Annotated in this window: 23 protein-coding genes and 1 pseudogene; 8 read left to right on the top strand and 16 right to left on the bottom strand. The window is 71.3% G+C overall.

All coding sequences use genetic code 11. The annotated features are described in order from the left end of the window. Positions 1-32: 32 nt before the first annotated feature. The 6 genes from cimA to ACTWJ8_RS26875 all read right to left on the bottom strand — a co-directional run bounded on the left by cimA (position 33) and on the right by ACTWJ8_RS26875 (position 6,809). Positions 33-1,652 (bottom strand): citramalate synthase, encoded by a 1,620-nt coding sequence (cimA, locus tag ACTWJ8_RS26900; protein ID WP_443260477.1) that lies wholly within the window; start codon positions 1,650-1,652, stop codon positions 33-35. Positions 1,653-1,945: 293 nt separating this feature from the next. Further along, the gene (locus ACTWJ8_RS26895; protein ID WP_443260476.1) at positions 1,946-3,268 is read right to left on the bottom strand and encodes an MFS transporter; all 1,323 of its coding nucleotides are present in this window, start codon (positions 3,266-3,268) and stop codon (positions 1,946-1,948) included. Positions 3,269-3,329: 61 nt separating this feature from the next. Further along, positions 3,330-4,295 carry a DUF2891 domain-containing protein gene (locus ACTWJ8_RS26890; protein ID WP_356388855.1) on the bottom strand — a complete coding sequence of 322 codons (966 nt, stop codon included), beginning with the start codon at positions 4,293-4,295 and terminating at the stop codon, positions 3,330-3,332. A gap of 182 nt (positions 4,296-4,477) precedes the next feature. Beyond that, entirely contained in the window at positions 4,478-5,122 is a 645-nt protein-coding gene (gene pcp, locus ACTWJ8_RS26885; protein WP_356389084.1) for a pyroglutamyl-peptidase I, read from the bottom strand. Between the two features lie 11 nt (positions 5,123-5,133). Further along, complete coding sequence (locus tag ACTWJ8_RS26880) at positions 5,134-6,093, bottom strand: DUF979 domain-containing protein (RefSeq protein ID WP_356389086.1); 960 nt, start codon at positions 6,091-6,093, stop codon at positions 5,134-5,136. Next, positions 6,090-6,809 (bottom strand): DUF969 domain-containing protein, encoded by a 720-nt coding sequence (locus tag ACTWJ8_RS26875; RefSeq protein ID WP_356389088.1) that lies wholly within the window; start codon positions 6,807-6,809, stop codon positions 6,090-6,092. Before ACTWJ8_RS26875 ends, ACTWJ8_RS26880 begins: the two co-directional genes overlap by 4 nt. A 138-nt stretch (positions 6,810-6,947) precedes the next feature. Here ACTWJ8_RS26875 and ACTWJ8_RS26870 point away from each other — a divergent pair, with 138 nt between their 5' ends. From ACTWJ8_RS26870 to ACTWJ8_RS26860, 3 genes and pseudogenes are all read left to right on the top strand, one after another. Next, positions 6,948-7,712: a LamB/YcsF family protein gene (locus ACTWJ8_RS26870; RefSeq protein WP_443260475.1), complete on the top strand. Its 765-nt coding sequence runs from the start codon at positions 6,948-6,950 to the stop codon at positions 7,710-7,712. Next, positions 7,709-8,374, top strand: a pseudogene (locus ACTWJ8_RS26865) (5-oxoprolinase subunit B family protein); the annotation flags it as partial. The gene ACTWJ8_RS26870 and the pseudogene ACTWJ8_RS26865, both read left to right, overlap by 4 nt. Before the next feature lie 446 nt (positions 8,375-8,820). Continuing rightward, positions 8,821-9,678, top strand: coding sequence for a biotin-dependent carboxyltransferase family protein (locus ACTWJ8_RS26860; RefSeq protein WP_356389092.1), 858 nt, complete (start codon positions 8,821-8,823; stop codon positions 9,676-9,678). Here the strand turns inward: ACTWJ8_RS26860 and ACTWJ8_RS26855 are convergent. The 4 genes from ACTWJ8_RS26855 to ureA all read right to left on the bottom strand — a co-directional run bounded on the left by ACTWJ8_RS26855 (position 9,675) and on the right by ureA (position 13,739). Next, positions 9,675-10,211 carry a TetR/AcrR family transcriptional regulator gene (locus ACTWJ8_RS26855; RefSeq protein WP_443265007.1) on the bottom strand — a complete coding sequence of 179 codons (537 nt, stop codon included), beginning with the start codon at positions 10,209-10,211 and terminating at the stop codon, positions 9,675-9,677. The genes ACTWJ8_RS26860 and ACTWJ8_RS26855 overlap by 4 nt on opposite strands. Positions 10,212-10,276: 65 nt before the next feature. Next, positions 10,277-11,308: an agmatine deiminase family protein gene (locus ACTWJ8_RS26850; protein ID WP_443260474.1), complete on the bottom strand. Its 1,032-nt coding sequence runs from the start codon at positions 11,306-11,308 to the stop codon at positions 10,277-10,279. 11 nt (positions 11,309-11,319) lie between these two features. Beyond that, on the bottom strand, positions 11,320-13,032 hold the full coding sequence (locus ACTWJ8_RS26845) for an urease subunit alpha (RefSeq protein WP_356389098.1): 1,713 nt from the start codon (positions 13,030-13,032) through the stop codon (positions 11,320-11,322). Continuing rightward, on the bottom strand, positions 13,029-13,739 hold the full coding sequence (gene ureA / locus ACTWJ8_RS26840; RefSeq protein ID WP_443260473.1) for an urease subunit gamma: 711 nt from the start codon (positions 13,737-13,739) through the stop codon (positions 13,029-13,031). Before ureA ends, ACTWJ8_RS26845 begins: the two co-directional genes overlap by 4 nt. A 143-nt stretch (positions 13,740-13,882) precedes the next feature. Between ureA and ACTWJ8_RS26835 the strand changes: the two genes are divergently transcribed. Further along, on the top strand, positions 13,883-14,047 hold the full coding sequence (locus ACTWJ8_RS26835; RefSeq protein WP_356389102.1) for a hypothetical protein: 165 nt from the start codon (positions 13,883-13,885) through the stop codon (positions 14,045-14,047). A gap of 76 nt (positions 14,048-14,123) precedes the next feature. Here the strand turns inward: ACTWJ8_RS26835 and ACTWJ8_RS26830 are convergent, their stop codons facing one another. Both ACTWJ8_RS26830 and ACTWJ8_RS26825 read right to left on the bottom strand, forming a co-directional pair. Further along, positions 14,124-15,212: a branched-chain amino acid aminotransferase gene (locus ACTWJ8_RS26830; protein WP_356389104.1), complete on the bottom strand. Its 1,089-nt coding sequence runs from the start codon at positions 15,210-15,212 to the stop codon at positions 14,124-14,126. A gap of 282 nt (positions 15,213-15,494) precedes the next feature. Continuing rightward, positions 15,495-16,538 carry a 3-isopropylmalate dehydrogenase gene (locus tag ACTWJ8_RS26825; RefSeq protein ID WP_356389106.1) on the bottom strand — a complete coding sequence of 348 codons (1,044 nt, stop codon included), beginning with the start codon at positions 16,536-16,538 and terminating at the stop codon, positions 15,495-15,497. 128 nt (positions 16,539-16,666) lie between these two features. On the opposite strand from ACTWJ8_RS26825, the gene ACTWJ8_RS26820 reads away from it, so the two are divergent. After that, positions 16,667-18,244, top strand: coding sequence for a purple acid phosphatase family protein (locus ACTWJ8_RS26820; RefSeq protein WP_443260472.1), 1,578 nt, complete (start codon positions 16,667-16,669; stop codon positions 18,242-18,244). 22 nt (positions 18,245-18,266) lie between these two features. On the opposite strand, the gene ACTWJ8_RS26815 is transcribed toward ACTWJ8_RS26820, so the two are convergent. After that, the gene (locus tag ACTWJ8_RS26815; RefSeq protein ID WP_266714423.1) at positions 18,267-18,410 is read right to left on the bottom strand and encodes a hypothetical protein; all 144 of its coding nucleotides are present in this window, start codon (positions 18,408-18,410) and stop codon (positions 18,267-18,269) included. A gap of 381 nt (positions 18,411-18,791) precedes the next feature. On the opposite strand from ACTWJ8_RS26815, the gene ACTWJ8_RS26810 reads away from it, so the two are divergent. Beyond that, the gene (locus ACTWJ8_RS26810) at positions 18,792-19,715 is read left to right on the top strand and encodes an NADP-dependent oxidoreductase (RefSeq protein WP_443260471.1); all 924 of its coding nucleotides are present in this window, start codon (positions 18,792-18,794) and stop codon (positions 19,713-19,715) included. Between the two features lie 376 nt (positions 19,716-20,091). On the opposite strand, the gene pruA is transcribed toward ACTWJ8_RS26810, so the two are convergent. Both pruA and ACTWJ8_RS26800 read right to left on the bottom strand, forming a co-directional pair. After that, complete coding sequence (gene pruA, locus ACTWJ8_RS26805; protein ID WP_443260470.1) at positions 20,092-21,729, bottom strand: L-glutamate gamma-semialdehyde dehydrogenase; 1,638 nt, start codon at positions 21,727-21,729, stop codon at positions 20,092-20,094. Between the two features lie 56 nt (positions 21,730-21,785). Then, positions 21,786-22,712 carry a proline dehydrogenase family protein gene (locus tag ACTWJ8_RS26800; protein ID WP_356389114.1) on the bottom strand — a complete coding sequence of 309 codons (927 nt, stop codon included), beginning with the start codon at positions 22,710-22,712 and terminating at the stop codon, positions 21,786-21,788. Positions 22,713-22,880: 168 nt separating this feature from the next. Between ACTWJ8_RS26800 and ACTWJ8_RS26795 the strand changes: the two genes are divergently transcribed. Next, on the top strand, positions 22,881-24,062 hold the full coding sequence (locus tag ACTWJ8_RS26795; RefSeq protein WP_443260469.1) for a PucR family transcriptional regulator: 1,182 nt from the start codon (positions 22,881-22,883) through the stop codon (positions 24,060-24,062). Here ACTWJ8_RS26795 and ACTWJ8_RS26790 read toward each other — a convergent pair. Then, entirely contained in the window at positions 24,051-24,623 is a 573-nt protein-coding gene (locus tag ACTWJ8_RS26790; RefSeq protein ID WP_356389117.1) for a TetR/AcrR family transcriptional regulator, read from the bottom strand. The two genes, ACTWJ8_RS26795 and ACTWJ8_RS26790, sit on opposite strands and share 12 nt — an antisense overlap. An 83-nt stretch (positions 24,624-24,706) precedes the next feature. Here ACTWJ8_RS26790 and ACTWJ8_RS26785 point away from each other — a divergent pair, with 83 nt between their 5' ends. Beyond that, on the top strand, positions 24,707-26,197 hold the full coding sequence (locus ACTWJ8_RS26785; RefSeq protein ID WP_443260468.1) for an MFS transporter: 1,491 nt from the start codon (positions 24,707-24,709) through the stop codon (positions 26,195-26,197). Positions 26,198-26,213 lie beyond the last annotated feature (16 nt).

The raw sequence follows: 26,213 nt of genomic DNA, 5'->3' as shown, positions 1-26,213 counted from the left end.
CTCGACGCTAGCTCAGGCCGCGCCGTAATGACCTACTCGACGGGTTCCACGCCTGCCCGCAGCAGGCCGTACGTGTACGCGTCCTCCAGGGCGCCCCACGACGCCGCGATCACGTTCTCGGCGACGCCGACCGTGGACCACTCGCCGGAGCCGTCGGTCGTGGAGATCAGCACGCGGGTCGTGGAGGACGTGCCGTGCTTGCCCTCCAGGATGCGGACCTTGTAGTCGACGAGCTCCAGCTTCGCGAGCTGCGGGTAGATCCGCTCCAGGCCGACGCGCAGCGCCCGGTCGAGGGCGTTGACCGGGCCGTTGCCCTCCGCCGTCGCGACGATCCGCTCGCCCTTGGCCCACAGCTTCACCGTGGCCTCGTTGGCGTGCGAGCCGTCGGGGCGGTCCTCGACGATGGCGCGCCAGGACTCGACCTCGAAGTACTTGCGCTCCTTGCCCTCGACCTCGGCGCGCATCAGCAGCTCGAACGAGGCGTCGGCGGCCTCGTACGTGTAGCCGGCCAGCTCGCGCTCCTTGACCCGCTCGACGACGCGGCCGACCAGCTCGCGGTCGCCGCCGAGGTCGACGCCCAGCTCCTTGCCCTTGAGCTCGATCGAGGCGCGGCCCGCCATGTCGGAGACCAGCATCCGGATGTGGTTGCCGACGAGGTCCGGGTCGATGTGCTGGTACAGGTCGGGGTCGACCTTGATCGCGGAGGCGTGCAGGCCCGCCTTGTGGGCGAACGCGGAGACGCCCACGTACGGCTGGTGCGTGGACGGGGTGAGGTTCACGACCTCGGCGATGGCGTGCGAGATGCGGGTCATCTCGCGCAGCGCGCCCTCGGGGAGGACCTTCTTGCCGTACTTGAGCTCCAGGGCGGCGACGACCGGGAAGAGGTTCGAGTTGCCGACGCGCTCGCCGTAGCCGTTCGCGGTGCACTGGACGTGGGTCGCGCCCGCGTCCACGGCGGCGAGGGTGTTGGCGACGGCGCAGCCCGTGTCGTCCTGGGCGTGGATGCCGAGCCGGGCGCCGGTGTCGGCGAGGACGGTGGAGACGACGGCCTGGACCTGGGCGGGCAGGAAGCCGCCGTTGGTGTCGCACAGGACGACGACGGAGGCGCCGGCCTCGTGCGCGGCCCGGACGACGGACTTCGCGTACTCGGCGTTGGCGCGGTAGCCGTCGAAGAAGTGCTCGCAGTCGACGAAGACCCGGCGGCCCTGCGCGACGAGGTACGAGACGGTGTCGCGCACCATCTCCAGGTTCTCTTCGAGGGTCGTCCGCAGCGCCAGCTCGACATGCCGGTCGTGCGATTTGGCGACCAGCGTGACGACCGGGGCGCCGGAGTCGAGCAGCGCCTTGACCTGCGGATCCTCGCTCGCCCTTGCGTTGGCGCGGCGGGTGGCGCCGAAGGCGACGAGCTGCGCGTGCTTGAAGTCGATCTCTTCCTGCGCGCGGGCGAAGAACTCGGTGTCCCGCGGGTTGGCGCCGGGCCAGCCGCCCTCGATGAAGCCCACGCCGAAGTCGTCCAGGTGCCGGGCAATGGTCAGCTTGTCCGCGACGGTGAGGTTGATGCCCTCGCGCTGTGCGCCGTCGCGCAGCGTGGTGTCGAAGACGTGGAAGGAATCGTCGAGTTCGCTGGGACGTTCGCTGTGGCTGCTGCTCATGCTGATCTGGCTCCTGATGGGGATTCTCGGTCTACCGGAATGACCGGCTCCACCGTCCTTCTATGATCCCCCGCGCTCTCCGCCTGGCTGTGGGTGGGCCAGAAACAGAAAAACCCCTCGCGGGTGCGAGAGGTCTGCGCGCGGGTCGAGGACGACGGTGTCCGCCCGTACCGGGTCGTACGAGGCGGTCACTGCGGACCGGCGCGCCTGCTGCCAATAATCATGGCGAACGAGAGCACGGCGGCAGTCTGCCACAGCCCGGCCGGGGGCCGGGCCGTGGTCTCACGATGCGGTCAGGCGACCTGCTTTTCCTGGTTCGTGGCCGGTTCCGCGGTCTTGACGCGGTTCAGGTCGATGTCGCGGGTCTCGCGCATCGTCAGATAGACGATCAGGGAGACGGCCGCGCAGCCGGCGACGTACCAGTAGAAGCCGGACTCGATGCCCGCGTTCTTGAACCAGAGGGCGACGTATTCGGCGGTGCCGCCGAAGAGGGCGTTGGCGATGGCGTACGGGAGGGCCACGCCGAGGGCGCGGATGCCGGTCGGGAAGAGTTCGGCCTTCACGCAGGCGTTGATGGACGTGTAGCCCGTGACGATGAGGAGCGCGAGCAGCGAGAGGCCGAGGGCCGGCCAGAAGGAGCCCGCGTGCTGGAGCAGCGTCATGATCGGGACCGTCAGGAAGGTCGAGCCGATCGCGAAGGTGATCAGGAGCGGGCGGCGGCCGATGCGGTCGGAGAGGGCTCCGGCGAGCGGCTGGAGGCAGGCGAAGACGACGAGGGCGCAGAAGGAGACGAGGGTGGCCGTCTGCTTGCTGAGGCCCGCGGAGTTGGAGAGGTACTTCGTCAGGTACGTCGTGTACGTGTAGTAGGCGACGGTGCCGCCCATGGTGAGGGCGATGACGAGGAACGCCTCGCGCTTGTGCGCCCACAGGGCCTTGAGGGTGCCCTTGTCGTCGCCGCCCACGGTGGCGTCGGCGTCGGCGGACTCCTCGTAGACGTCGGTCTCCAGCATGTTGCGGCGCAGGTAGAAGATGATCGCCGCGCCGAGGGCGCCGATGATGAACGGGATGCGCCAGCCCCAGCTGTGCAGGGCGTCGTCGGACATCGTGCGCTGGAGCAGGATCTGGAGGCCGAGGCCGACGATCTGGCCCGCGGTCATCGACACGTACTGGAAGCTGGAGGCGAAGCCGCGCTTCTCGGGGCTGGAGGCCTCGGTGAGGTACGTGGCGCTGGCCGCGTACTCGCCGCCGACCGAGAGGCCCTGGAGGAGGCGGGCGATCAGCAGGACGGCGGCGCCGCCGTAGCCGGCCACCGCGTAGGTCGGTGCGACGGCGATGAGGATCGCCGAGGCGGACATCAGGGTGACCGTGAGGGTCAGCGCGGCCTTGCGGCCCTTGCGGTCACCGACCCGGCCGAGCAGCCAGCCGCCCACGGGGCGCATGAAGAAGCCGACGGCGAAGATGCCGGCGGTGTTCATCAGCTGGGCGGTCGGGTTGCCGCTGGGGAAGAAGGACCCCGCGAAGTACGTCGCGAAGCTGGCGTACACGAACCAGTCGAACCACTCGACCATGTTCCCGGCCGAGCCGACCAGGATCTTCTTCCATTGCTGTCGTTCCATGATCGGCACGATGCGGGACCTGTCGTGCTCAGGGCAAGGGTGTACCTGGCAACGATCGCGCCTACTTGCGTTCATAGTGTTCACGGGCGAGTTCGGCGAACGTCGCGAGCCAGTGGTCGGTCGTGAAGTCGCCGCTCTCGACGGCCGGGAGGCCCGCGTCGAGGTGCTCCTGAGCGGCCTTCGCGAGGCGTTCGCGCACGGCGCCCTCGGGCAGGGCGTTCGCGATGGCGCGCAGGGACGCGGCGCGGGAGAGCGCGAGGCCGAGGAGGTGGCCGATCTGCGGGTCGGCGTGGTCGGAGACGACCGGCACGTCGAGCAGCGGACAGGGTGCTCCGGTGGCGAGGGCCGGGAGGAAGCGGTCGAGCCAGGCGGCGAAGTCGTCGGCGTTCTCGAACACGCTGCGCATCGCGTCGGCCTCCGTGAGCGCGGGCGACAGGAAGTCCTGACCCGACGGCTCCCAGTGGGCGGGCGCGTCGTGGTCGTCGGCGAACCAGCTGCGCAGGCGGTCCCGTACGGCGTCCAGGGTGCGGCCCGGAAGTCCGGCCCGCTCCCCCGTGTCGAGGATCAGGCCGAGGGCGAAGGCGCTGTTGGGGTGATTGCCGTGGCGCACGGGATACGTGGCCTTGGGGAGCCAGTCCGTGAGGAGGCGGTCGACCGCGTCGACGGCGGGTTCGAAGGCGTCGGCCCAGCGGGTGCCCCGGCACTGGGCGGCGAGGGCGACGAGCCAGGCCCAGCCGTAGGGGCGCTCGAAGCTCGGGCGGTCGAGGAGGTACGCGGCCTCGGTGGCGAGGTTCTCGCGGGTGAGGTGGCGGTCGAGCACGTCGGCGTGGGCCTCCGGCCGGGTGCGCAGCAGCAGCCAGTGCATGTGGACCGACGAGTGCCAGTCGTAGGCGCCGTAGAAGGCGGGGTGGAGGTCGGACGGGCGGGGGTTGTCGGCCGGGGAGGTGGTGAGGTGGGCGGTGAAGTTGGGGTATTCGCGGGTGACGTTGGCTGCCGCCAGCTGGGCGGTTTCCTCCGGGGTGAGCATGGGGGTCCGTTTCGGTGGGGCGGGGTGAGGGTGCGGGTGGGTGTCCGCGGGGTGCGTGTGCGGTGCCGGGTGCGGTGGTGTTGTGGGTTGCGTTCGCGCAGTTCCCCGCGCCCCTGAAAGGGGCGCGGGGAACTGCGCGAACGCCACCACGGTGCGGGCTTCGAGGGCGCAAGGCGCCACCTCTAATGAGTCGCGCCCTCGGTGACCCGCAGGTCCTCGCCGGTCGACGCCGCGGTCAGCAGCAACGCGCGGACGCCCTCCGCCACCGTCTCGACCGCGAGTGCCGGGGCCGTGCCGTCCGTGACCTGCTCGGGGGACCACGGGACGTGGACGAAGCCGCCGCGTACGTGCGGGAGTTCGGTGGCCAGGAGGTGGGCGAGGCCGTACGCGACGTGGTTGCAGACGAACGTTCCGGCCGTGTTGGACAGGGCCGCCGGGACGCCCGCCTCACGCATCGCCGCCACGCATGCCTTCACGGGGAGCGAGGAGAAGTACGCCGCCGGGCCGCCCGGCACCACCGGTTCGTCGATCGGCTGGGCCCCGGCATTGTCGGGGATGCGGGCGTCGTCGACGTTGATCGCGACGCGCTCGACGGTGACGCCGGGGCGGCCGCCCGCCTGGCCGAGGCAGACGACGAGGTCGGGCGACGTCTCCGCCACCGCCTTCCGCAGGGCGGTGATCGACTCGCCGAAGACGCACGGGAGTCGGACCGCCGTGACGGACAGGCCCTCCGGCGGATCGGCGGCGACGGCCTCCGCCGCCTGCCAGGAGGGGTTCACGGACTCCCCGCCGAACGGTTCGAACCCGGTGATGAGCACCCGAGTCATCTCTCGACCTCCTAGAACGCGAAGAGCGACATGATCACGATGTTGCAGCCGAGGAGCGCGACGCCCGTCGGCAGTTGTGCCTTGATCGGCCCGTACTGGTCCTTCAGTTCGAGGAGCGTCGCCGGGACGATGTTGAAGTTGGCGGCCATGGGCGTGACGAGCGTGCCGCTGAAGCCGGCGAGCATGCCCATCGCGAGGATCGCCGGTTCGTTGCCGCCCATCTGCACGATGAGCACCGGCCAGCCGATCGCCGCGGTCATGACGGGGAACGCGGCGAACGCGTTGCCCATGATCACGGTGAACAGGAACATGCCGACGCAGTACGCGACGACGGCCAGGTACTTGGAGTCGTCGGGCAGTACCGCGTTGGTGATCTTCCCGACCTGGGTGCCGACGCCGGCGACCGCGAAGATCGAGCCGAGGACGGAGAGCAGCTGCGGCAGCAGCAGCGCCGAGCCCATCGCCTCCAGCATCGAACGCCCGGAGTGGATCGGCGTGGACACCTTCCGCTCGCCGGTGACGACCATGCCGACGATCAGCGCGACGACGCAGCCGACGCCGAGCCCGAGGAGGGTGGCCTGGCCGGTCTCGAAGAGGCCCGAGTCGTCGAGGAAGGAGGCGCAGACGATCGCGACGAGCGGGATGGTGAGCGCAGGGATGAAGAGCTTGTTGCCGAGGCGCGCGGCGGACTTCTCGCGCTGTTCCTGCGTCGTGGTGACCGGTTCGCCCTTGCCGATGAAGTTGAACCCGGCGAGGGCGATGAGGGCGAGGACCGCGACGCCGAGGGGTTCGGCGGGCAGCGCCTTCGAGCCGCCGGCGACCCCGGTGCCGTAGGGGAAGGTGAGGCCGAGGAGGCCCCAGAAGGCGGCGGACGTCCAGCGCTTGGGGTTGCTGCGGTCCATCGCCATCTGGACGGCCATGACGACGAACACGAGCCCGATCAGCCAGTAGAGCCATTCGACCTTGATCACTTCGAGGTCTCCTTCGGCAGGGGGATGTCGTGTTCGGCGACGGCGAGCGCCAGCTCGCGCTCCAGCTGCCGGTCGAGGAGGAGCAGCCGGGCGCCGTGGATGACGAAGGCGCAGACGGCGAGCGGGATGGCCCAGAGCGCGAGCTGGGTGGGTTCGAGGTGCTCGTGGTACGTCGAGTTGACGAAGCCGGTGATGAGCAGGATCGAGCCGATCGCGATGAAGCAGTCCTCGCCGAAGAAGACGCCGACGGTGTCGGCGGACGCGGAGTAGGAGCGGACCTTCTCGCGCAGCTTGTCCGGCAGCACGGCCCCCGACTTGCGCTCGGCGGCGGCCTCGGCCATCGGCGCGACGAGCGGGCGCACGGCCTGGGCGGGGCCGCCGAGGTTGTTGAGGCCGAAGGCGGCGGTGACCTGGCGGACCAGCAGGTACGCGGTGAGGAAGCGGCCGGCGCTGAGCCTGCCGAGCTTGCCGATCAGGGTGCGGGCCTGTTCCCGCAGGCCGTAGCGCTCCAGGAGGCCGATCACCGGGAGCACGATGGCGAACACGGTGACGGAGCGGCTGTCGGCGAAGGAGGTGCCGAAAGCGGCGAGGATCTCCATCGGGTTCATCTTGCCGAGCAGTCCGGTGACGATGCCGGCGACGCCGACCACCAGTACGGGATTGCGGCGCGTGACGAATCCGAGGATCACCACGAGCACGCCGAGCAGAACGATCATGCGGCGGCCTTTTCGATGAGGGACGCACTATGGATGAGGGATGCACGGACCCTAGAGGATCGTTCAACGATCTAACAAGAGGTTCCGGAGTACGGACTTCTCTTGTCGGATCGTTCAACGATCCTCTACGTTGAGGCGGTGCTTCAGGATGTCATCGACCTCAATGCCGACCTCGGCGAGGGCTTCGGCCGGTGGACGCTCACCGACGACGAGGCCCTGCTGTCCGTGGTGACCAGCGCCAATGTCGCGTGCGGCTTCCACGCGGGCGATCCCGTCGTGATGCGCCGGGTCTGCGATCTGGCCGCCGAGCGCGGCGTACGGATCGGGGCGCAGGTCTCGTACCGGGACCTCGCCGGGTTCGGGCGGCGGGCGATGGACGTGCCGCCGGACGAGCTGGCGGCCGAAGTGGCGTACCAGATCGGGGCGTTGCGGGTGTTCGCCGAGGCGGCGGGGGCCGAGGTCGCGTACGTGAAGCCGCACGGCGCGCTCTACAACCGGACCGTACGGGACGGTGAGCAGGCCCGGGCCGTCGTCGACGGGGTGCGGCTCGCGGGCGGGGAGCTTCCGGTGCTCGGCCTGCCGGGGTCTCAATTGCTCGCCGCCGCCGAGGAGTTCGGGCTGGTTGCCGTGCGCGAGGCGTTCGCCGACCGTGCCTACACCCCGGAGGGCACGCTCGTGCCGCGCCGCGAGGCGGACGCCGTCGTCGAGGACGCGGACGCCGTGGTGCGGCGGTCCGTCGGCTTCGCGGTGGACGGCGGAGTCGAGGCGGTCGACGGGTCCCATGTCGCCGTCGCCGCACGGTCGTTGTGCGTGCACGGCGACACCCCGGGCGCCGCCGCGATCGCCGCGCGGGTGCGGGTGGCGCTCGAGGGGGCCGGGGTCAAGGTCGGGGCGTTCGCGTGAGCGGCGCCGAAGGGCTGCGCGTGCGGCCCGCCGGACGGCACGCGCTGCTCGTCGAGTGCGCCGACGCCGGGCAGGCGGGGTCCCTGCACGCGGAGTTGCTGCGCAGGCGGGGGGCGGGGGTGCTGCCGCCGGTGCGGGAGATCGTGCCGGGGGCGCGGACCGTGCTGCTCGACGGGGTGGCCGAGCCGGCGGCGCTCGCGCGGGAGGTCGAGGCGTGGGACCTCGCGGGGGCCGGCGCCGCGGACGGGGACGTCGTGACCATTCCGGTCGTGTACGACGGGCCCGATCTGGCCGAGGTCGCGGAGTTGTGGGGGGTGTCGGTGGCGGAGGTCGCCGCGGTGCACTCCTCGTACGAGTACCGGGTGGCGTTCTGCGGGTTCGCGCCCGGGTTCGGGTACTTGAGCGGGTTGCCGGAGGAGTTGCACGTGCCGCGGCGGGCGACGCCGCGTACGCGGGTCCCTGCCGGGGCGGTGGCGGTGGCCGGGGGGTACTCGGCGGTGTACCCGCGGGCCACGCCGGGCGGGTGGCAGTTGATCGGGTCGATGCCGGATCCTGCGGGGTTGTGGGATCCGTTGCGGGAGCCGGCGGCGCTCTTGGCCCCTGGCACGCGGGTCCGTTTCGCCGCGACGGCGTCGACGCCTCGGGGCTCCGCCCCGGCCCCCGCGTCTCAATCGCCGGCGGGGCTCAATTTGGCAGCCGAATCACCCAGCCCGACCGGGCCCACGCCACGGGGCTCCGCCCCGGACCCCGCTGCTCAAACGCCGCAGGGGCTGAAATTGGCAGCCGGATCCCCCCCGCCCACCGACCCAACGCCACGGGGCTCCGCCACCGACCCCGCTGCTCAAACGCCGCAGGGGCTGGAAATAGCAGCCGGATCCCCCCGGCCCACCGACCCAACGCCACGGGGCTCCGCCCCAGCCCCCGCTGCTCAAACGCCGCAGGGGCTGGAATTGCCCGGCGCGTCGGGGCTTGAAGGTGCCGACCCCGCCTTGGCGATCTGCCTCCCCCAGACTCCGTCCGGGGGGACCCCCAGGGCGGCAGGGTGGGCAAGGCGGCGCACGGTGCAGGCCGCACCTTCGGAGGGGCCTGGCCACGGGGTGGTGGAGGCGTGACCGGGAAGATCACCGTCACCCGCGCCGGGGCGCTCACCACCGTGCAGGATCTCGGACGGGCAGGCCATGCCCACCTGGGCGTGCCCCGGTCCGGTGTGCTCGATGAGCGTGCGTTGCGGCTCGGGAACCGGCTCGTAGGGAATCCGGAGGACGCCGCCGTACTGGAGACCACGCTCACCGGGTGTGCGCTGCGGCCCGACCGCGGCATCACCGTCGTCGTGGGCGGCGCCCCCTGCCCGGTCACCGTCGACGACGCGCCCGCGGCCTGGGGCGCCCCCGTCCACGTACCCGCCGGAGCGACCCTCGACGTGGGCGCGGTCAGCGCGGGCGTGCGGTCGTACGTCGCCGTCGCCGGCGGCATCGCCGTCGAGCCCGTGCTCGGGAGCCGGTCGACCGATCTGCTGTCGGGTCTTGGGCCCGCGCCGCTGAGCACGGGCGACGTGCTGCCCGTCGGCGACGCACCCCGTACCCGCCCCGCCACACCCGTCGCCGCCCCGTGGCCCGCTCCCCCGGCGGAACTCGTGCTGCCCGTCCGGTTCGGCCCGCGGGACGACTGGTTCACCGAGGCCGCCCGGCGGACGTTCGTCACGGCCACGTACACCGTCTCGGGCAACAGCAACCGGATCGGGCTGCGCACCGAAGGGCCCGCCCTGGAGCGCGCGTTGGACGGTGAGCTGCCCAGTGAGGGCATGGTCCTCGGCGCCGTCCAGGTGCCGCCGGACGGCCGGCCCGTGGTGTTCCTGCACGACCATCCGACGACCGGCGGCTACCCCGTGATCGCCGTCGTCCGGGAGGACGCGCTGGGCGCCGCCGCGCAGGCCGCTCCCGGCACCCCGATCCGGTTCACCGTCTAACCCCGGAGGGCCGCGTCCAGGAACTCCCGTACGTGGTCCATCACTTCGGCCCGGTCCGTGCGCAGGCCGATCGCGACCGCGATGGAGAAGCCGTCGAGCAGGGCCCGCAGGCGGGTCGCGAAGCGGTCGGGGTCGAGCGGTCCGAACTCGCCGCGCGAGATGCCCTCCGCGAGCAGCGCCACGAGGTCGCGGTGCCAGGCCCCCTCGATGGCGGCCTGCCGGGCGCGCGCGTCGTCGTCCGCGTTCCGCGAGCGGTTGAACACCTCCAGCCACAGCGTCCAGTGCGGATCGCGCGGGGCGTCGGGGACGTACAGGTCGACGTAGGCGTCGAGGCGTTCCCGGGCCCCCGCGGGACCCACCAGCAATTCCCTGCGGCGTGCGCCGAGGCGGCCCTCGCTCCACTCCAGCGTGCGAAGGAGCAATTCGTCCTTGCTGCCGAAGTGGTACGCGAGGTGCCCGCTGCTCATGCCGACCTCACGGCCGAGCGCGGCCATGGTCAGCCGTTCGAGGCCGTGCTCCGCGATCATCGCCATGGTCGCGGCGAGCACGTCCTCGCGCGGCGGCGCCGGGGTGCGCCGCCGCTGCGTCCCGGTCACGCTCAGGCCCCCGCGACCGGCTGCTGCTGGGTGATGCAGTGGATGCCGCCGCCGGCCGCGAAGATCGTGCGGGCGTCGACGAGGGTGACCGTCCGGGACGGGAAGAGCCTGCGGAAGATCGCGGCGGCCTCCTCGTCGTTCGGGTCGTCGAATCCGCACAGCACCACGCCGTCGTTGCAGAGGTAGTGGTTGATGTACGAGTAGTCGACCCAGTCGCCGTCCTCGTCCGTGAGGACGGTCGGGGCCGGGACCTCGACGATCTCCAGGCTCCTGCCCCGCGCGTCCGTCTGCCCGGAGAGGGCCGCGACGATCTCGCGGCTGACCTCGAAGTCCGGGTGCGCGGGGTCGCGCTGGGTGTGGACCAGGACGACGCCCGGCGCCGCGAACGCCGCGACGATGTCGACGTGGCCGCGCGTGCCGAACTCGCCGTAGTCCGCGGTGAGTCCGCGCGGCAGCCAGATCGCCTTGGTGGTGCCGAGCCGGGCGTGGATCTCGGCCTCGACGTCCTCCTTCGTACGGTCGGGGTTGCGGCCCTTGTCGAGCTGCACGGTCTCCGTGAGCAGGACCGTGCCCTCGCCGTCGACGTGGATGCCGCCGCCCTCGTTCACGAGGGACGTGGAGTGGACGGGCACGCCCGCGAGGTCCGCGACGTGCCGCGCGATCTTCGCGTCGTGCTCCCAGCGGGCCCAGCTCTGGGCGCCCCAGCCGTTGAACGTCCAGTCCACGGCGGCCAGTTCACCGGCCTCGTTCTTCACGAACGTCGGGCCGATGTCGCGCATCCACGCGTCGTCGAGGTCCCGCTCGACCAGCTCGATCGACGGGTCGAGAAGTGCCGTGGCGGACTCCGCCTGGCCCGTGCCGACGACCATCGTCAGCGGCTCGTGGCGGCGCACCGTGTTGGCGACCTTCGCCCAGGCGGCGCGCGCCCCGGCCAGTTCGGCGTCGTCGGAGAAGGTCGGGTTGGGGCCCGGCCACGCCATCCAGGTGCGCTCGTGCGGGGCCCACTCGGGCGGCATCACGTACTGCTTCGTCATCGGGTGACCCCTTAAAGGAAGTAGAGGCGGTTGAGGGAGACCGAGTCGGCGGGCTCGGAGCGGAGCGGGTCGCCGTCGAGGGTGACCAGTCCGGTGCGCTGGTCGACGTCGACGGATCCCGTGCGGGAGTTGAGGCGCAGGTCGGCGGGGCCGATGCCGCGGGTGCCGCGGACGGCGACGCGGCGCCTGCGGGTGGGCATCGTGTCGTGCCCGTCGTCCACGGCGGCCTGCGCGACGAAGGCGACCGAGAGCTCGGCGGCCGTCGCGCCGTGCGCCCCGAACTGCGGTCCGAGGACGAGGGGTTCGCAGGTGTCGGTGGCGGCGTTGGGGTCGCCCACCACCCCGTACGCGGGGAAGCCGGACTTCAGGACGAGCTGCGGCTTCGCCCCGAAGTACTCGGGCGACCAGAGGACGATGTCGGCCATCTTGCCGGGCTCCAGGGAGCCGATCTCGTGCGAGAGGCCGTGCGCGATGGCGGGGTTGATGGTCAGCTTCGCCATGTAGCGCAGGACGCGCTCGTTGTCGTGGCCGACGCCCGGGTCGCCGAGCTCGTGCTTCATCTTCCCGGCCATCGCGAACGTACGGCGCACGGTCTCGCCCGCGCGCCCCATGCCCTGCGCGTCCGACGACGTGATGCCGATGGCGCCCAGGTCGTGCAGCACGTCCTCGGCGCCCATCGTCCCGGCGCGGATCCGGTCGCGGGCCATCGCGGCGTCGCCGGGCAGGTCCGTCTTCAGGTCGTGGACGGAGACGATCATGCCGTAGTGCTCGGCGACGGCGTCCCGTCCGAAGGGCAGCGTGGGGTTGGTGGAGGAGCCGATGACGTTCGGGACGCCCGCCATCTTCAGGACGTTCGGTACGTGGCCGCCGCCGCAGCCCTCGATGTGGAAGGCGTGGATGGTGCGGCCTTCGAGGACCTTGAGGGTGTCCTCGACGGACAGGCACTCGTTCAGGCCGTCGCTGTGCAGGGCGACCTGGACGTCGTGCTCCTCGGCGACGCGCAGCGCGGTGTCGAGCGCGCGGGTGTGCGCGCCCATGTCCTCATGGACCTTGAAGCCGCAGGCACCGCCCTCGGCGAGCGCCTCGACCAGCGGCGCCCCGTGCGAGGACGAGCCCCGGCCCAGGAAGCCGATGTTGACCGGCCATGCGTCGAAGGCGGAGAACGCGTGCTTGAGCGCCCACGGCGAGTTGACGCCGACGCCCCAGACCGGGCCGAACTCCTGGCCGATGATCGTGGTGACGCCGGAGGCGAGCGAGGCCTCCATGATGCGCGGCGACAGCAGGTGGACGTGGGTGTCGACGGCTCCCGCGGTGGCGATCATGCCCTCGCCGGAGACGATCGTGGTGCCGGTGCCGACCACGACGTCGACGCCGTCCATCGTGTCCGGGTTGCCCGCGCGCCCGACGGCGTGGATGCGGCCCTCGCGGATGCCGATCGACACCTTCCTGATCCCGAGCGCGGCGTCGATCACGACGACGTTGCTGATCACGATGTCGCACGTGTCGCGGACGGCGGCCGCCTTCAGGTGAAGTCCGTCGCGCGCGGTCTTCCCGAACCCGGCGAGGAACTCGTCCCCGTACGCCTGCGAGTCGGACTCGACCTTGATCGTCAGCCCCGAGTCGCCGAGCCTGACGCGGTCGCCGGCGCGCGGGCCGTGCGTCCCCGCGTACTCGTACGGAGTCAGTCGGCGGGCTTCGGCGGGGTGGCCTCCGGGGCGGCTCATCGGCCCTCCTCCTCGATCTCGACGCCCAGATATCCGCAGGCGGCGGCGCGGCGGAGCGCCTCCTCGCGGGCCCCGGGCGCGTCCAGCGGTCCGTCGACGAGGCCGGCGAACCCGACGGCGATCCGGTCCCCGCCGATCGGCAGCAGGCCGACCTCCTGCGTCTCCCCCGGGCCGAACCGCACGGACGACCCGGCGGGCACCGCGAGCCGCATCCCGTACGCCTCGGCCCGCACGAAGTCCAGGCGCGGGTTGGCCTCGAAGAAGTGGAAGTGGGAGGTGACGGAGACGGGGACGGTCGCCGTGTTGGTGACGGTGAGCGTCAGGACGGGGCGCGGGTCCTCGTGCTCGGGGCCAGGGAGCAGGGCGCCGGGGGCGTCCTCGCCCAGGGAGCCGGAGTCCTCGCCGGTGCCGATCGGGTCGCTCACGACCGCGAGCCGAGAGCCGTCGTCGAAGACCGCCTCCACGTGCACCTCGGTCACCACGTCCGCGACGCCCGGCAGCACGTCGTCCGGGCCGAGCGCGGAGCGGGCCGCGTCGATGGCCTCGGCGAGCCGCTTGCCGTCGCGGGCCGCCTCGCAGACGGTGTCCGCGATCAGGGCGGTCGCCTCCGGCACGTTGAGCCGCAGGCCGCGGGCCTTGCGGGACCGCGCGAGCTCGGCGGCACCGAACAGCAGCAACCGGTCGCGTTCCGTGGGGGTCAGTCGCACGCCGTCACACCTCCTCGTCGTTCTTAGAACGCCACTCTAAACCCCGGCATCCGAATGACCAGCCTCCGGATACGTACTGAGGCGAAGGACATAGAGCGCCGTTCCAAAGACAGGACGGCCCCCGAGGTGGGAACATGCGTGCCATGACGGAGACCACGAGATCCCCCGCCCGGACGAAGGCGATCCGCGCGGCGAAGTACACCGGCGCCGCGCTGCTGCGCTGCGGCCAGGTCCTGCTGATCGTCGTCGGCGCGCTCGCCTCGTCCCCGCGCAAGAGCTCGGGGTCGGGCGGCGACGACGGGGACTGAGAGCCCGTGCGGGCACGGCGAAGGCCCCGGACCGCCGCTGCGGTCCGGGGCCTTCGCCGTGGCTACGGGGCGGGGCTCAGCCGATCTTGTGCATCCAGCCGTGGGTGTCCTCCGCGGTGCCGCGCTGGAGGTTGAGGAGCGCCTCGCGGAGCTTGAGGGTGACCTGGCCGGGGTTGCCGTCACCGTGCGTCCACTGGTCCGACTTGGTCTTGACGTGGCCGATCGGGGTGACGACGGCGGCGGTGCCGCAGGCGAAGACCTCGGTCAGCGCGCCCGACGCGGCGTCTGCGCGCCACTGCTCCAGGGTGATGACGCCCTCCTCGGCGGTGTAGCCGAGGTCGCGGGCGACCTGGAGGAGCGAGTCGCGGGTGATGCCCTCGAGGATCGAGCCGGTGAGCGACGGGGTGACGATGCGGTCGCCGTAGACGAACGCGACGTTCATCGAGCCGGACTCCTCGACCTTGGTGCGGGTGACCGCGTCGAGGTAGACGACCTGGTCGCAGCCGTGGGCGGCGGCCTCGGCCTGCGGCAGCAGGGACGCGGCGTAGTTGCCGCCGGTCTTGGCGTCGCCGGTGCCGCCGGGGACGGCGCGGACGTGGTCCTCGGCGACCCAGATGGTGACCGGCTTGACGCCGCCCGAGAAGTACGCGCCGGACGGCGACGCGATCAGCATGAACATGTACTCGTTGGCCGGGTGGACGCCGAGCGCGGCCTCGGAGGCGAACATGAACGGGCGCAGGTACAGCGCGGCCTCGCCGCCGTGCTCCGGGACCCAGTCGGCGTCCTGCGTGAGCAGCGCGTCGAGCGCCCCGATGAACAGCTCCTCGGGCAGCTCGGCCATGGCCATGCGGCGCGAGGAGTTGCGGAAGCGGCGGGCGTTGGCCTCCGGGCGGAAGACGGCGACGGAGCCGTCGGGCTGCCGGTAGGCCTTGAGGCCCTCGAAGATCTCCTGGCCGTAGTGGAGGACGTGCGAGGAGGGGTCGAGGGAGATCGGCCCGTACGGAACGAGCTCGGCGTCGTGCCAGCCCCGCCCCTCGGTCCACTTGATGGTCACCATGTGGTCGGTGAAGTGGCGGCCGAATCCCGGGTTGGCCAGGATCTCCTCGCGCTGCGCGGCGGACAGCGGGCTGGAGGTGGGCTTGAGCTCGATCGTGGGCGTCGTCATGGTTGCGTGTCCTTCACCGTTGGTTGTGACGGACCGCGTTCACGCCTGCTCTCCCGGTACTAGGAAGTCCGAGCTTCGCCGTACATCGCGGCCCCGCGTTCGATTATCGCGCGAGGCGGGGTGTGCTCGAAAACGGACCCGGTGGTACCTGACGGATACGGGTGCGTGAAAGCGGCCATGGGTTGATGGTCGCACCCAGGGGCCGCACAGGAACAGCCGCCGGGCGCGGTGTGCGACCCGGCGGCTGTTGCTGCTGTTCAGCAGTACGAGATGAGCGCCGGGTCAGCCGGCTACTACTCGGGCGACGAGGGCGTCACCGATCTCGTCGGTGGAGCGGACCGTGTCGCCGCGCTCGCCGAGGTCCGCCGCGACGGCGGCGTCGATGCGCTCGGCCTCGGCCTCGTAGCCGAGGTGACGCAGGAGGAGGGCGACCGAGAGGATCGTGGCGCTCGGGTCGGCCTTGCCCTGGCCCGCGATGTCCGGGGCCGAGCCGTGCACGGGCTCGAACATGGACGGGAACTCGCGGCTCGGGTTGATGTTCCCGGAGGCCGCGACACCGATGCCGCCGGAGACGGCCGCGGCGAGGTCGGTGATGATGTCGCCGAAGAGGTTGTCGGTGACGATCACGTCGAAGCGGGCCGGGTCGGTGACGAGGTAGATCGTCGCGGCGTCGACGTGGATGTAGTCGGTGGTGACCTCGGGGAACTCCTCGGCCACCTTGTTGAACGTGTTCGTCCACAGGTGTCCCGCGAACGTCAGCACGTTGTTCTTGTGGACCAGCGTGAGCTTCTTGCGGGGGCGGGCCTGGGCGCGGGCGAAGGCGTCACGGACCACGCGCTCCACACCGAAGGCGGTGTTGACGGAGACCTCGGTGGCGACCTCGTGCTCGGTGCCCTTGCGGATCGTGCCGCCGTTGCCGGTGTACGGGCCCTCGGTGCCCTCGCGGACGACGACGAAGTCGATCTCCGGCTGGCCGGCGAGCGGCGTCGAGACGCCCGGAAGGAGCTTCGACGGGCGCAGGTTCACGTGGTGGTCGAACGCGAAGCGGAGCTTGAGCAGGAAGCCGCGCTCCAGGACGCCGGACGGCACCGACGGGTCGCCGATGGCGCCGAGCAGGATGGCGTCGTGCTTCTTGAGGGAGTCGAGGTCGGCGTCGGTGAGGGTCTCACCGGTCGCGTGGTAGCGCTTGGCGCCGAAGTCGTACTCCTCGGTCTCCAGCTTCACATCCTGCGGAAGGACGGCGGAGAGGACCTTGAGACCCTGGGCCACGACCTCCTGGCCGATACCGTCGCCGGGGATCACTGCGAGATTGATGCTGCGAGACATGTCAGCACCGTACTCCTCGTCCCATGGGATGACACTCGGTGTCCATGATGTGGACAGCCGCCGAGTCGCCGCTTTCTGTTCACCCGTACGTCTGGCGGCAGTTGGACGTTACTGGGAAGTTCCCTTCCATGACCACCGCCAACGACACCCCCAATGTCGGCATACCCGAGCGGCTCGCCAGACGACTGAGCATGCCCGAGCAACACGAGTACCTGCGCGCCAAGTTCAGCAGGCGGCGCGCCCTGACGGGGGCCGCGGCCACCGTGGGCGGGGCCGCGCTGCTCGGCGGCGGCGCCGCGACCGGCGCGTACGCGGCGCCGCTGCTGCCGACGCGGGCGGCCGCGCAGGTGGACGGCTCGCTCGTCGCCCCGTTCGGCCGGCACCTCGCGTTCGGGGCCGACCCGAAGACGCAGATGCGGGTGTCGTGGCAGGTGCCGTTCGCGGTCAAGAACCCGTATCTGCGGGTGGGTTCGAAGCCCTGGGAGCTGAGCCGGAAGATCCCGGCGGAGGTGCGCGCCCTGCACACGCCGTCCCTGTCGAAGAAGCTCCCCGAGGTCGAGCAGCACTACCTCCACGCCGCGCTCGACAACCTCACCCCCGGCACGACGTACTACTACGGCGTCGGCCACGACGGCTTCGACCCGGCGGACGCGGAGCGCATCGGCACGCTCGGCACCTTCCGCACGGCGCCCGCCGCCCCGGAGACGTTCGTCTTTACGGCCTTCGGCGACCAGGGCGTCAGCTACGACGCGCTCGCCAACGACCAGGTGATCCTCGGCCAGAACCCGTCCTTCCATCTGCACGCGGGCGACATCTGCTACGCCGACAGCAGCGGCCGCGGCAAGGAGTCGGACACGTACGACGCGCGGGTGTGGGACCAGTTCCTCGCGCAGACGGAGACGGTCGCCAAGTCGGTGCCGTGGATGGTGACGACCGGCAACCACGACATGGAGGCCTGGTACTCCCCCAACGGCTACGGCGGGCAGAGCGCGCGCTGGTCGCTGCCCGGCAACGGCCCCGACCCGAAGAACGCGCCGGGCGTCTACTCCTTCACGTACGGGAGTGTGGGCGTGGTCGCCCTCGACGCGAACGACGTGTCGTTCGAGATCCCGGCCAACAAGGGCTACCTGGACGGAAAGCAGACGGCGTGGCTCGACAAGCGGCTCGGGGAGCTGCGGGCGCGCGAGGACATCGAGTTCATCGTCGTCTTCTTCCACCACTGCGCGTACTCGACGTCCACGCACGCCTCGGACGGCGGGGTGCGCGAGGCCTGGGTGCCGCTGTTCGCCAAGCACCAGGTGGACCTGGTGATCAACGGGCACAACCACGTGTACGAGCGCACGGACGCCATCAAGGGCGCGGGCAACGGCGAGGTCGGCAAGCCGGTGCCGGTCGGCGCGTCGACCGATCCGACGCGCGACGGCATCGTGTACGTCACCGCGGGCGGCGCCGGCAAGGACCTCTACGGTTTCGGACCGGGCGTGCCGGACAGCCACGAAGGCAACGTGCACGATCGCGACTCGATCGTCACCTTCCACTGGACCAGGTCACGCCTGCCCGACCCGGACACCGTCGAGTGGTCCCGGGTGCGGTACACCGGCTTCTCGTTCCTCGCGGTGGAGGTGGAGAAGGGCCGGATGAAGGTGTCGGCGCTGGCCGAGACCGGCGAGCGCATCGACCACTTCGAGGTGAAGCGCGGTTCCTGAGGCGGCTCGGGGGCGGCCGGTCTCAGTGACCGGTCTCCCCGCCGTTGTCGCGGCGGTCGAGGGCGCGCTGGAGGGCGGCGGCCGCGGTCCTTGCGGCCTGGCGGTCGGCTTCGCTCGACGGGGAGACGTGGCGGACTCGGCGGCGGACGGGCGTCGCAGTGGCCATGAGGGATCGACTCCTTGAGAATCCGTGGGAATCCGCGCGCGCCGATGCGCGCATGGGGATTTCGAGGCGCCGGAAGGGCGGGGAGCGAGGAGCCGCAGGGGTTGCCTGCCAGGTGCTCCGGCTCGCTGCCGCCATTCGCCGGATCGGGCGAGACGTTCGGCTTCTACAAAGCTAGGACAGGTCTCTGCTTCTGTCTCCACAATTACTCGGACTTCCTACTATCTGAGACGGACGCCACGTCACCAGCCCCGTCGGCCCCTTCGACCACACCCGTCACAGCGTTGGTACGGGCCATGGCGCGCCCGCCCGTCACGCCCCACGATGGGTCCCGTACCCGCCCGGGCCGCGGTGGCCCGGCGGGTCCTGGGGAGGAGTCCCACCATGCGCGTCATCAGTCAGCGCCGGCTCGGCGGACCAGAGGTGCTCGAAGTGGTGGAAGCGGAGCGGCCGGAACCACTGGCGGGCGAAGTGCTCGTCCGGGTCAGGGCCGTGGGGGTGAACCCGGTCGACCGGATGGTGCGCTCGGGCGAGGCGCCGCTCTTCGGCGATCCGCCGTTCACGCTCGGCTGGGACGTCTCCGGCGTCGTCGAGGCGGCGGGGCAGGACGTCACCGAATTCCGGCCGGGCGACGAGGTGTTCGCGATGATCCGGGGCGGGGGCTACGCGGAGTACGTCGTGGTCCGCACGGAACATCTGGCGCCGAAGCCCGGCAACGTCGACCACGTGCACGCGGCGGCGGTGCCGTCGGCGGCGCTCACGTCGTGGCAGGCGCTCGTCGACATCGGGCAGATCGGGCCGGGGCGGCGGGTGCTCGTGCACGCGGCGGCGGGGGGTGTGGGGCATGTGGCGGTGCAGATCGCCAAGGCCGAGGGGGCGTACGTCATCGGGACGGCGCGCGCCGACAAGCACGAGTTCCTGCGGGATCTCGGGGTGGACGAGCCCCTCGACTACACGACCACGGACTTCGCCCGCACCGTGCGCGATGTCGACGTCGCCTTCGACCTCATCGGTGGTGACTACGGCCCCCGGACGCTGGTCACCCTGCGGCCCGGCGGGCTGCTGGTCACGGCGGTCCTGTGGGACCCGGGGGTCACCCAGGAGGACGCGGAGGCACGCGGCGCGCGTTTTGCCCCGGTCTCGGTGCAGCCGTCGGGTGCGACCCTTCGCAAGGTCGCGGCCCTCCTCGCCGCGGGCCGCATCCGCCCCCACGTCTCGGCGGCACTCCCCCTGGAGGAGGCCGCCAAGTCCCACGAACTCTCCGCCTCGGGCCACACCCAGGGCAAGGTCATCCTGACGGTTCCGTGATCCCCGGACCCCGCCTCGCCAGATTGCCCAAGTCGGGTGCGGCCGACCGCGGGCGGCTGCGGAGCCGTTCCGGCGGCCGCTTACCCGAGGCGGGGGGCGGTCGACCGCAACGGTTGCGGCACCCCGGGGTGCCTACGCCCCTGGAGGGGGCGGGTGGGATCTTGGGCGGCGGCAGCAGCTTGAAGGGCCGGTGCAGGCAGGTAAATCAAGCCCCTGCGGCGATTGAGCAGCGGGGTTTGGGGCGGAGCCCCAAGGTGCAACGCCGGTGCGGCAGGACAGCCCCGTCGGCGGAGCCCCGTGGCGTAGGAGCGGAAGACGCGGAACCGCCCCCGGCCGAGGCGGAACCTCGGGCGGGGGCGGAACCAGTGCAGGGGCGTCAGCCCATGTGGGGGTACACGTAGTCCGTCGGCGGAACCAGCGTCTCCTTGATGGCACGGGTCAGCGTCCACCGCATCAGGTTCTGCGGGGCACCGGCCTTGTCGTTGGTGCCGGAGGCGCGCCCACCACCGAACGGCTGCTGCCCGACGACGGCCCCGGTCGACTTGTCGTTGATGTAGAAGTTGCCCGCGGCGTAGCGGAGCTTCTCCATCGTGTGGGCCGCGGCCGCACGGTCGTTGGCGATGACCGACCCCGTGAGCGCGTAGTCCGACGCCGACTCCATCTGCTCCAGCATGGCGTCGTACTGGTCGTCCTCGTACACGTGCACGGCGAGGAACGGGCCGAAGTACTCGGTCTTGAAGACCTCGTTCTCCGGGTCCGAGCACTCGACGACCGTCGGCCGCACGAAGTAGCCCACGGAGTCGTCGTACGTACCACCGGCGACGATCGTGCAGGCCGCGTCGTCCTTGGCCCGGTCGATCGCGGCCTTGTTCTTGGCGAACGCGCGGTCGTCGATGAGGGCGCCGATGAAGTTCGACAGGTCGGTGACGTCACCCATCTTGATGCCGTCGACCTCGGCCGCGAACTCCTCCTTGAACCCGTCGTTCCAGATGGACGCCGGGATGTACGCACGCGAGGTCGCCGAGCACTTCTGGCCCTGGAACTCGAACGCGCCACGCGTCAGCGCGGTCTTCAGGACGGCGCGGTCGGCGCTCGGGTGGGCGACGACGAAGTCCTTGCCGCCGGTCTCACCGACGAGCCGCGGGTACGTGCGGTACTTCTCGATGTTGTTGCCGACCGTCTTCCACAGGTGCTGGAAGGTCTTGGTCGAGCCGGTGAAGTGGATGCCGGCGAGGTCACGGTGGTTGAGCGCGACCTCGGAGACGGCCTTGCCGTCACCCGTCACCAGGTTGATGACGCCCTTCGGAAGACCGGCCTCCTCCAGGAGCTGGAGCAGCAGGACGGCGGCGTGCGTCTGCGTCGGCGACGGCTTCCACACGACGACGTTGCCCATGAGCGCCGGGGCGGTGGGCAGGTTGCCCGCGATGGCCGTGAAGTTGAACGGCGTGATCGCGTAGACGAAGCCCTCCAGCGGGCGGTGGTCCATGCGGTTCCACACGCCGGTGGAGTTCGCCGGCGGCTGCTCGGCGAGCAGGTTGCGGGCGTAGTGGACGTTGAAGCGCCAGAAGTCGATGAGCTCACAGGGAGTGTCGATCTCGGCCTGCTGGGCGGTCTTCGACTGGCCGAGCATCGTGGACGCGGCCATCGTCTCGCGCCACTTCGTGGAAAGGAGTTCGGCGGCGCGCAGGATGATCGCGGCGCGGTCGTCGAAGGACATTGCGCGCCAGGCCGGGGCGGCGGCCAGGGCGGCGTCGATCGCGTCCTGGGCGTCCTGCTCGGTGGCGTTGGCGTACGTACCGATGACGGCCTTGTGGTTGTGCGGCTGCACGACGTCGAAGCGCTCGCCGCCGCCCATCCGACGCACACCGCCGATGGTGCAGGGCAGTTCGATCGGGTTGTCGGCCAGCTCCTTGAGCTTGGCCTCCAGGCGGGCACGCTCCGGGCTGCCGGGGGCGTAGCCGTGCACCGGCTCGTTGACCGGCGCGGGGACCTGGGTCACGGCGTCGAGGGTCATGGGTCCGTATCTCCTTCGGGGGGTCGGGGAGTTATCGGTTGAACAAGCGGGCGGGCTCAGCCCTTGGTGAGGACGGAGCGGGCGAAGAAGAGAAGGTTGGCCGGCTTCTCCGCGAGACGGCGCATGAAGTATCCGTACCAGTCGGTGCCGTACGCGGTGTAGACACGCATCCGGTGTCCCTCGGCGGCGAGGCGCAGCTGCTCGTCGCTGCGGATCCCGTACAGCATCTGGAACTCGTACTCGTCCAGCTTGCGCCCGGCCTGCCGGGCGAGCTCCTGCGCGATGGCGACGAGTCGCGGGTCGTGGGACCCGATCATCGGGTACCCGGCGCCCTCCATGAGGATGCGCATGATGCGCACGTACGCCTTGTCGATCTCCGCCTTGTCCTGGTACGCGACCTCGGCGGGCTCCTTGTAGGCGCCCTTGACGATGCGCACGCGGCTGCCGGCGGCGGCGAGGCGGCGGGCGTCGTCCTCGGTGCGGAACAGGTAGGCCTGGATGACGCAGCCGGTCTGCGGGAAGTCCTTCCGCAGCTCCTCGTGGATGGCGAACATCGAGTCGAGGGTGGTGTGGTCCTCGGCGTCGAGCGTGACGGTGGTGCCGATCTTCGCGGCGGCCTCGACCACGGGCCGTACGTTGGCGAGGGCGAGCTCGTGGCCGCCCTCAAGGGCCTGGCCGAACATCGACAGCTTCACGGACATCTCGGCCTTGGTGCCGAGGCCGAGCTTCTCGAGGCGTCCGATCAGCTCCAGGTAGGCGTCGCGCGCGGCGTGCGACTGCTCGACGGTGGTGATGTCCTCGCCGACGACGTCGAGGGTGACCTCGAGGCCCTTGGCGGCGGCGTCCTCGATGATCGGCACGACCTGGTCGACCGATTCGCCGGCGATGAAGCGGTCGACGACCTGCTTGGTGCCCGGCGCCGCCGACACGAAGGCGCGCATCTTGTCGCTGCGCGACGCGGCGAGGATCAAGGGAGCCAGCACGGGGCACCTCCACGAAGCATCTATTGAGAAGGGGGACGTACTGCCGCAAAGCGGGAACAGCACGCGGAACCACCGTGAAATCTAAGGATCCCTCCGATCCTGTGCCATCGACAGCTGTCACGCATCTGTGGCTCCCACCTCAGACATCTGTATGAAGGGGCCGGTGGGATGGGCGAGAATGGCGGGGTGAAGGGCGATTACCAGGACCTGGTCGACGAGATCTCCGCGCTGCTCGGTGCCCCGGCGACCCTGGAGAACCGGGACTTCCGGCTCATCGCGTTCGGGGCGCAGGTCTCCGACAGCGACACGGAGTTCGACGAGACGGCGCTCGACCCGGTGCGCACCCGCTCGATCCTGACCCGCGGCTCGACGTCGGCGGTCCGCACCTGGTTCGAGGGCTTCGGCATCGCGAGCGCCAGGGAGCCGGTCCGGATCCCGGCGACCCCGGAGGCCGGCGTCTATCGCGGCCGTATCTGTCTGCCCGTCCGTCACCACGGTTTCGTCCTCGGGTACGTGTGGCTGCTCGACGACGAACCGGGTCCCACGGCTGAGCAGCTCGATGCCGCCATGGAGGTGGCGGGCCGGATCGGCGCGCTGCTCGCCGACGAGGCGCAGGCGGGCGCCGACCTGACCCGCGAGTTCCACTCCGTCCTGACGGCGGAGCGCGGCTGGCAGCGGGACATGGCGGTGGCGGCGCTGCGCACGGCGCTCGGCAGCAGGGCGCCGGGCCTGCACACGGTGGTGTGCGTCGCGCCGTGGCCATCGGCGGATCCGGACGACGCGCCGTCCGTGCGGACGATTCCGGCGGCGGACGCGCTGTGCACGGTGCCGTGGGGTGCGACGGGCCAGTGCCTCGCCCTCCTCGTACGACTGCGGTCGCGGGAGGCGTTGGCGCCCGCCCTGACGGCGGCGGCGAAGCTGCGCGACCGGGCGGGCTCCCCGGTGGCGACGGGGATCGGGGCGGCGCGGGACGATCTGGCGGAGCTGGCGACGGCCTGGCAGGAGGCGACGGCGGCGGCGCGGGCCGCGCTGGCCGATCCGCGGCTCGGCCCCGACGCGCAGTGGTCGGCGATCGGCCCCTACCGGCTGCTGACCGCGCTGCCCGCGGAGGCGGTGCACGACCCGGTGATCGCCCCGCTGCTCTCCCCCGCGCACCGGCAACTGGCGCGCACCGCCGAGGTGTTCCTCGACTGCGCAGGCCAGGCGGGCCGCACGGCCGCGGCGCTCGGCATCCATCGCCAGACGCTGTACTACCGCCTGTCGCGCGTGGAGCAGCTCACCGGCCTCGACCTGGACGAGGGCGAGGACCGGCTGCTGCTTCACATGGGCCTGAAGGCGTCACGCCTGTGAGAGTTCGAAGAGCTGCCGCAGCCCCTCGGTGAGCTGCTCGGCGGACGGCGCGGTCTCCGCGTCGAAGGTGTACTGGGCGACGAGCCCGAGGAACAGCACCGACAGGAGCCCGCCGAGCGTCGCCACCTTGGGGTCGTCGACCGGCGGCTCCTCCCCCGTGATCATCCCGATGAAGCCGCGCCCGGCCTCCGCCTGGGCCCGCACCAGGTACTCCTGCAGGGCGGGCATCTTGTCGCCCAGCGTCAGCAGCTCGATGCTCAGGTGCCACATGGAGTCCGGCTTGCCGAGGCCGGCGACGATGTTCGCCATCAGGGCGTGGAAGCGCTCGAGCGAGCCCGGCGCGCCCGCCAGTTCGTCCGGCCCGCCCCAGTCGAGCGACGCCCCTTCGATGAGGGCCACGTACGCCTGCGCGAGCAGCGTGTCCTTCGATCCGTAGTGGTAGCCGATCGAGGCCAGGTTCGCCCCGGACTCCTTGACGATGTCACGCGCCGTCGTGCGCGCGAACCCCTTCTCCATCAGGCAGCGCTTGGCGCCTTCGAGCAGATCCTCGCGATGTCCCATGGCCTCACCCTACCCAGATTTCAGACGCCTGTCTTATACATGCGTTCTAGACAAGCGTATAAGACGGCCGTACAGTCCTTCTCATGACGCAGAAGACGACCAACCCGTGGACGGGCTTCACCGTCCTGATGCTTCCGCTGCTCCTGGTCTCGATGGATGTCTCCGTGCTCTACTTCGCGATCCCGGAGATCAGCCAGAAACTGCACACCACCGCCACCCAGCAGCTCTGGATCTTCGACATCTACGGATTCGTCCTGGCCGGCCTGCTGCTCACGATGGGCTCGCTCGGCGACCGCATCGGCCGCCGCAGGCTCCTCCTGATCGGGGCCGCCGCCTTCGGTGCCGCCTCCGTCCTCGCGGCGTACGCGCCGAACGCCGAGGCGCTGATCGCGGCCCGCGCGCTGCTCGGCGTCGGCGGCGCCACGCTGATGCCGTCGACGCTCGGCATCGTCCGCTCCCTGTTCACCGACGACGCCATGCGCGCCAAGGCGATCGGCATCTGGTCGGGCGCGATGGCGGGTGGCGTGGCCCTCGGCTCAGTGATGTCGGGGGTGCTCCTGGAGCACTTCTGGTGGGGCTCGGTGTTCCTGGTGAACGTGCCGGCGATGCTGCTGCTCCTGGTCGTCGGCCCGCTGCTGCTGCCGGAGAGCCGGGACCCCAACCCCCCGGCCCGCTTCGACCTGCTGTCCGTGCCGCTGTCGATGGCCACGGTGCTTCCGGTCGTCTACGGCCTGAAGCAGATCGCCGCCGAGGGCTTCGAGACGCGCTACCTGCTCTTCCTCCTCGCGGGCCTCGCCTTCGGGTGGCTGTTCGTGCGGCGCCAGCGGACCGTCCCGTACGCGATGCTCGGCCGCTCCCTGTTCGCCGAGCGGCTCTACGCGGCGGGCGTCACGCTCAACACCCTGGTGATGTTCGCGATGATGGGCTCGGCGTTCTTCACCACGCAGTACCTCCAGTCGGTCCTCGACTACGCCCCGCTGAAGGCGGCCCTCTGGTCACTGGCGCCCTCGCTCGTCATCGGCGGCGTCGCGCCCCTCGCGGCCTCGCTGGGGCAGCGCGTCGAGAAGCGGTACGTGGTGGCCTCCGGGTTCCTGCTCGCCGCGGCCGGATTCGGGCTGATGTCCCTGTCGGGGACGGACTCGCTGGTCCCGGTCCTCGCGGGCGCCGCCCTGATCGGCTGCGGAGTCGTCACGGTGTCGTCCGTCGTCAGCGACCTTGCCCTCAGCGCCGCCCCCGCGGACAAGGCCAGCACGGCGGGCTCGCTCCTGGAGACCGGGCAGGAGTTCGGCGGGGCGCTCGGCATGGCGGTGCTCGGCTCGGTCGGCACCGCGGTCTTCCAGTCGGGCCTCCCGGCCGGCGCCCCCGAGACGCTGGGCGAGGCGATCACGGTCCCGGCCCTCGCCGACGCGGCCCGCACCGCCTTCGTGGACGGCATGGCCTGGGCCTCGTACACGGCGATCGCCGTCCTCCTCGTGGGCGCGCTGCTCGCCGTACGACTCCTGCGGACGGGCCGCGCCGAGCCGGTGGCCGCGCACGACGGGGCCACGGCGCCCCGGGTCGAACCGGCCGCCTGACCCCGCCACTTCGGTC

Origin of the sequence: Streptomyces sp. SDT5-1, assembly GCF_052245995.1 — a bacterium.
GTDB lineage: Bacteria > Actinomycetota > Actinomycetes > Streptomycetales > Streptomycetaceae > Streptomyces.
The sequence above is the reverse complement of the archived record's forward strand: the minus strand, read 5'-3'. Positions and strand labels throughout refer to the sequence as shown.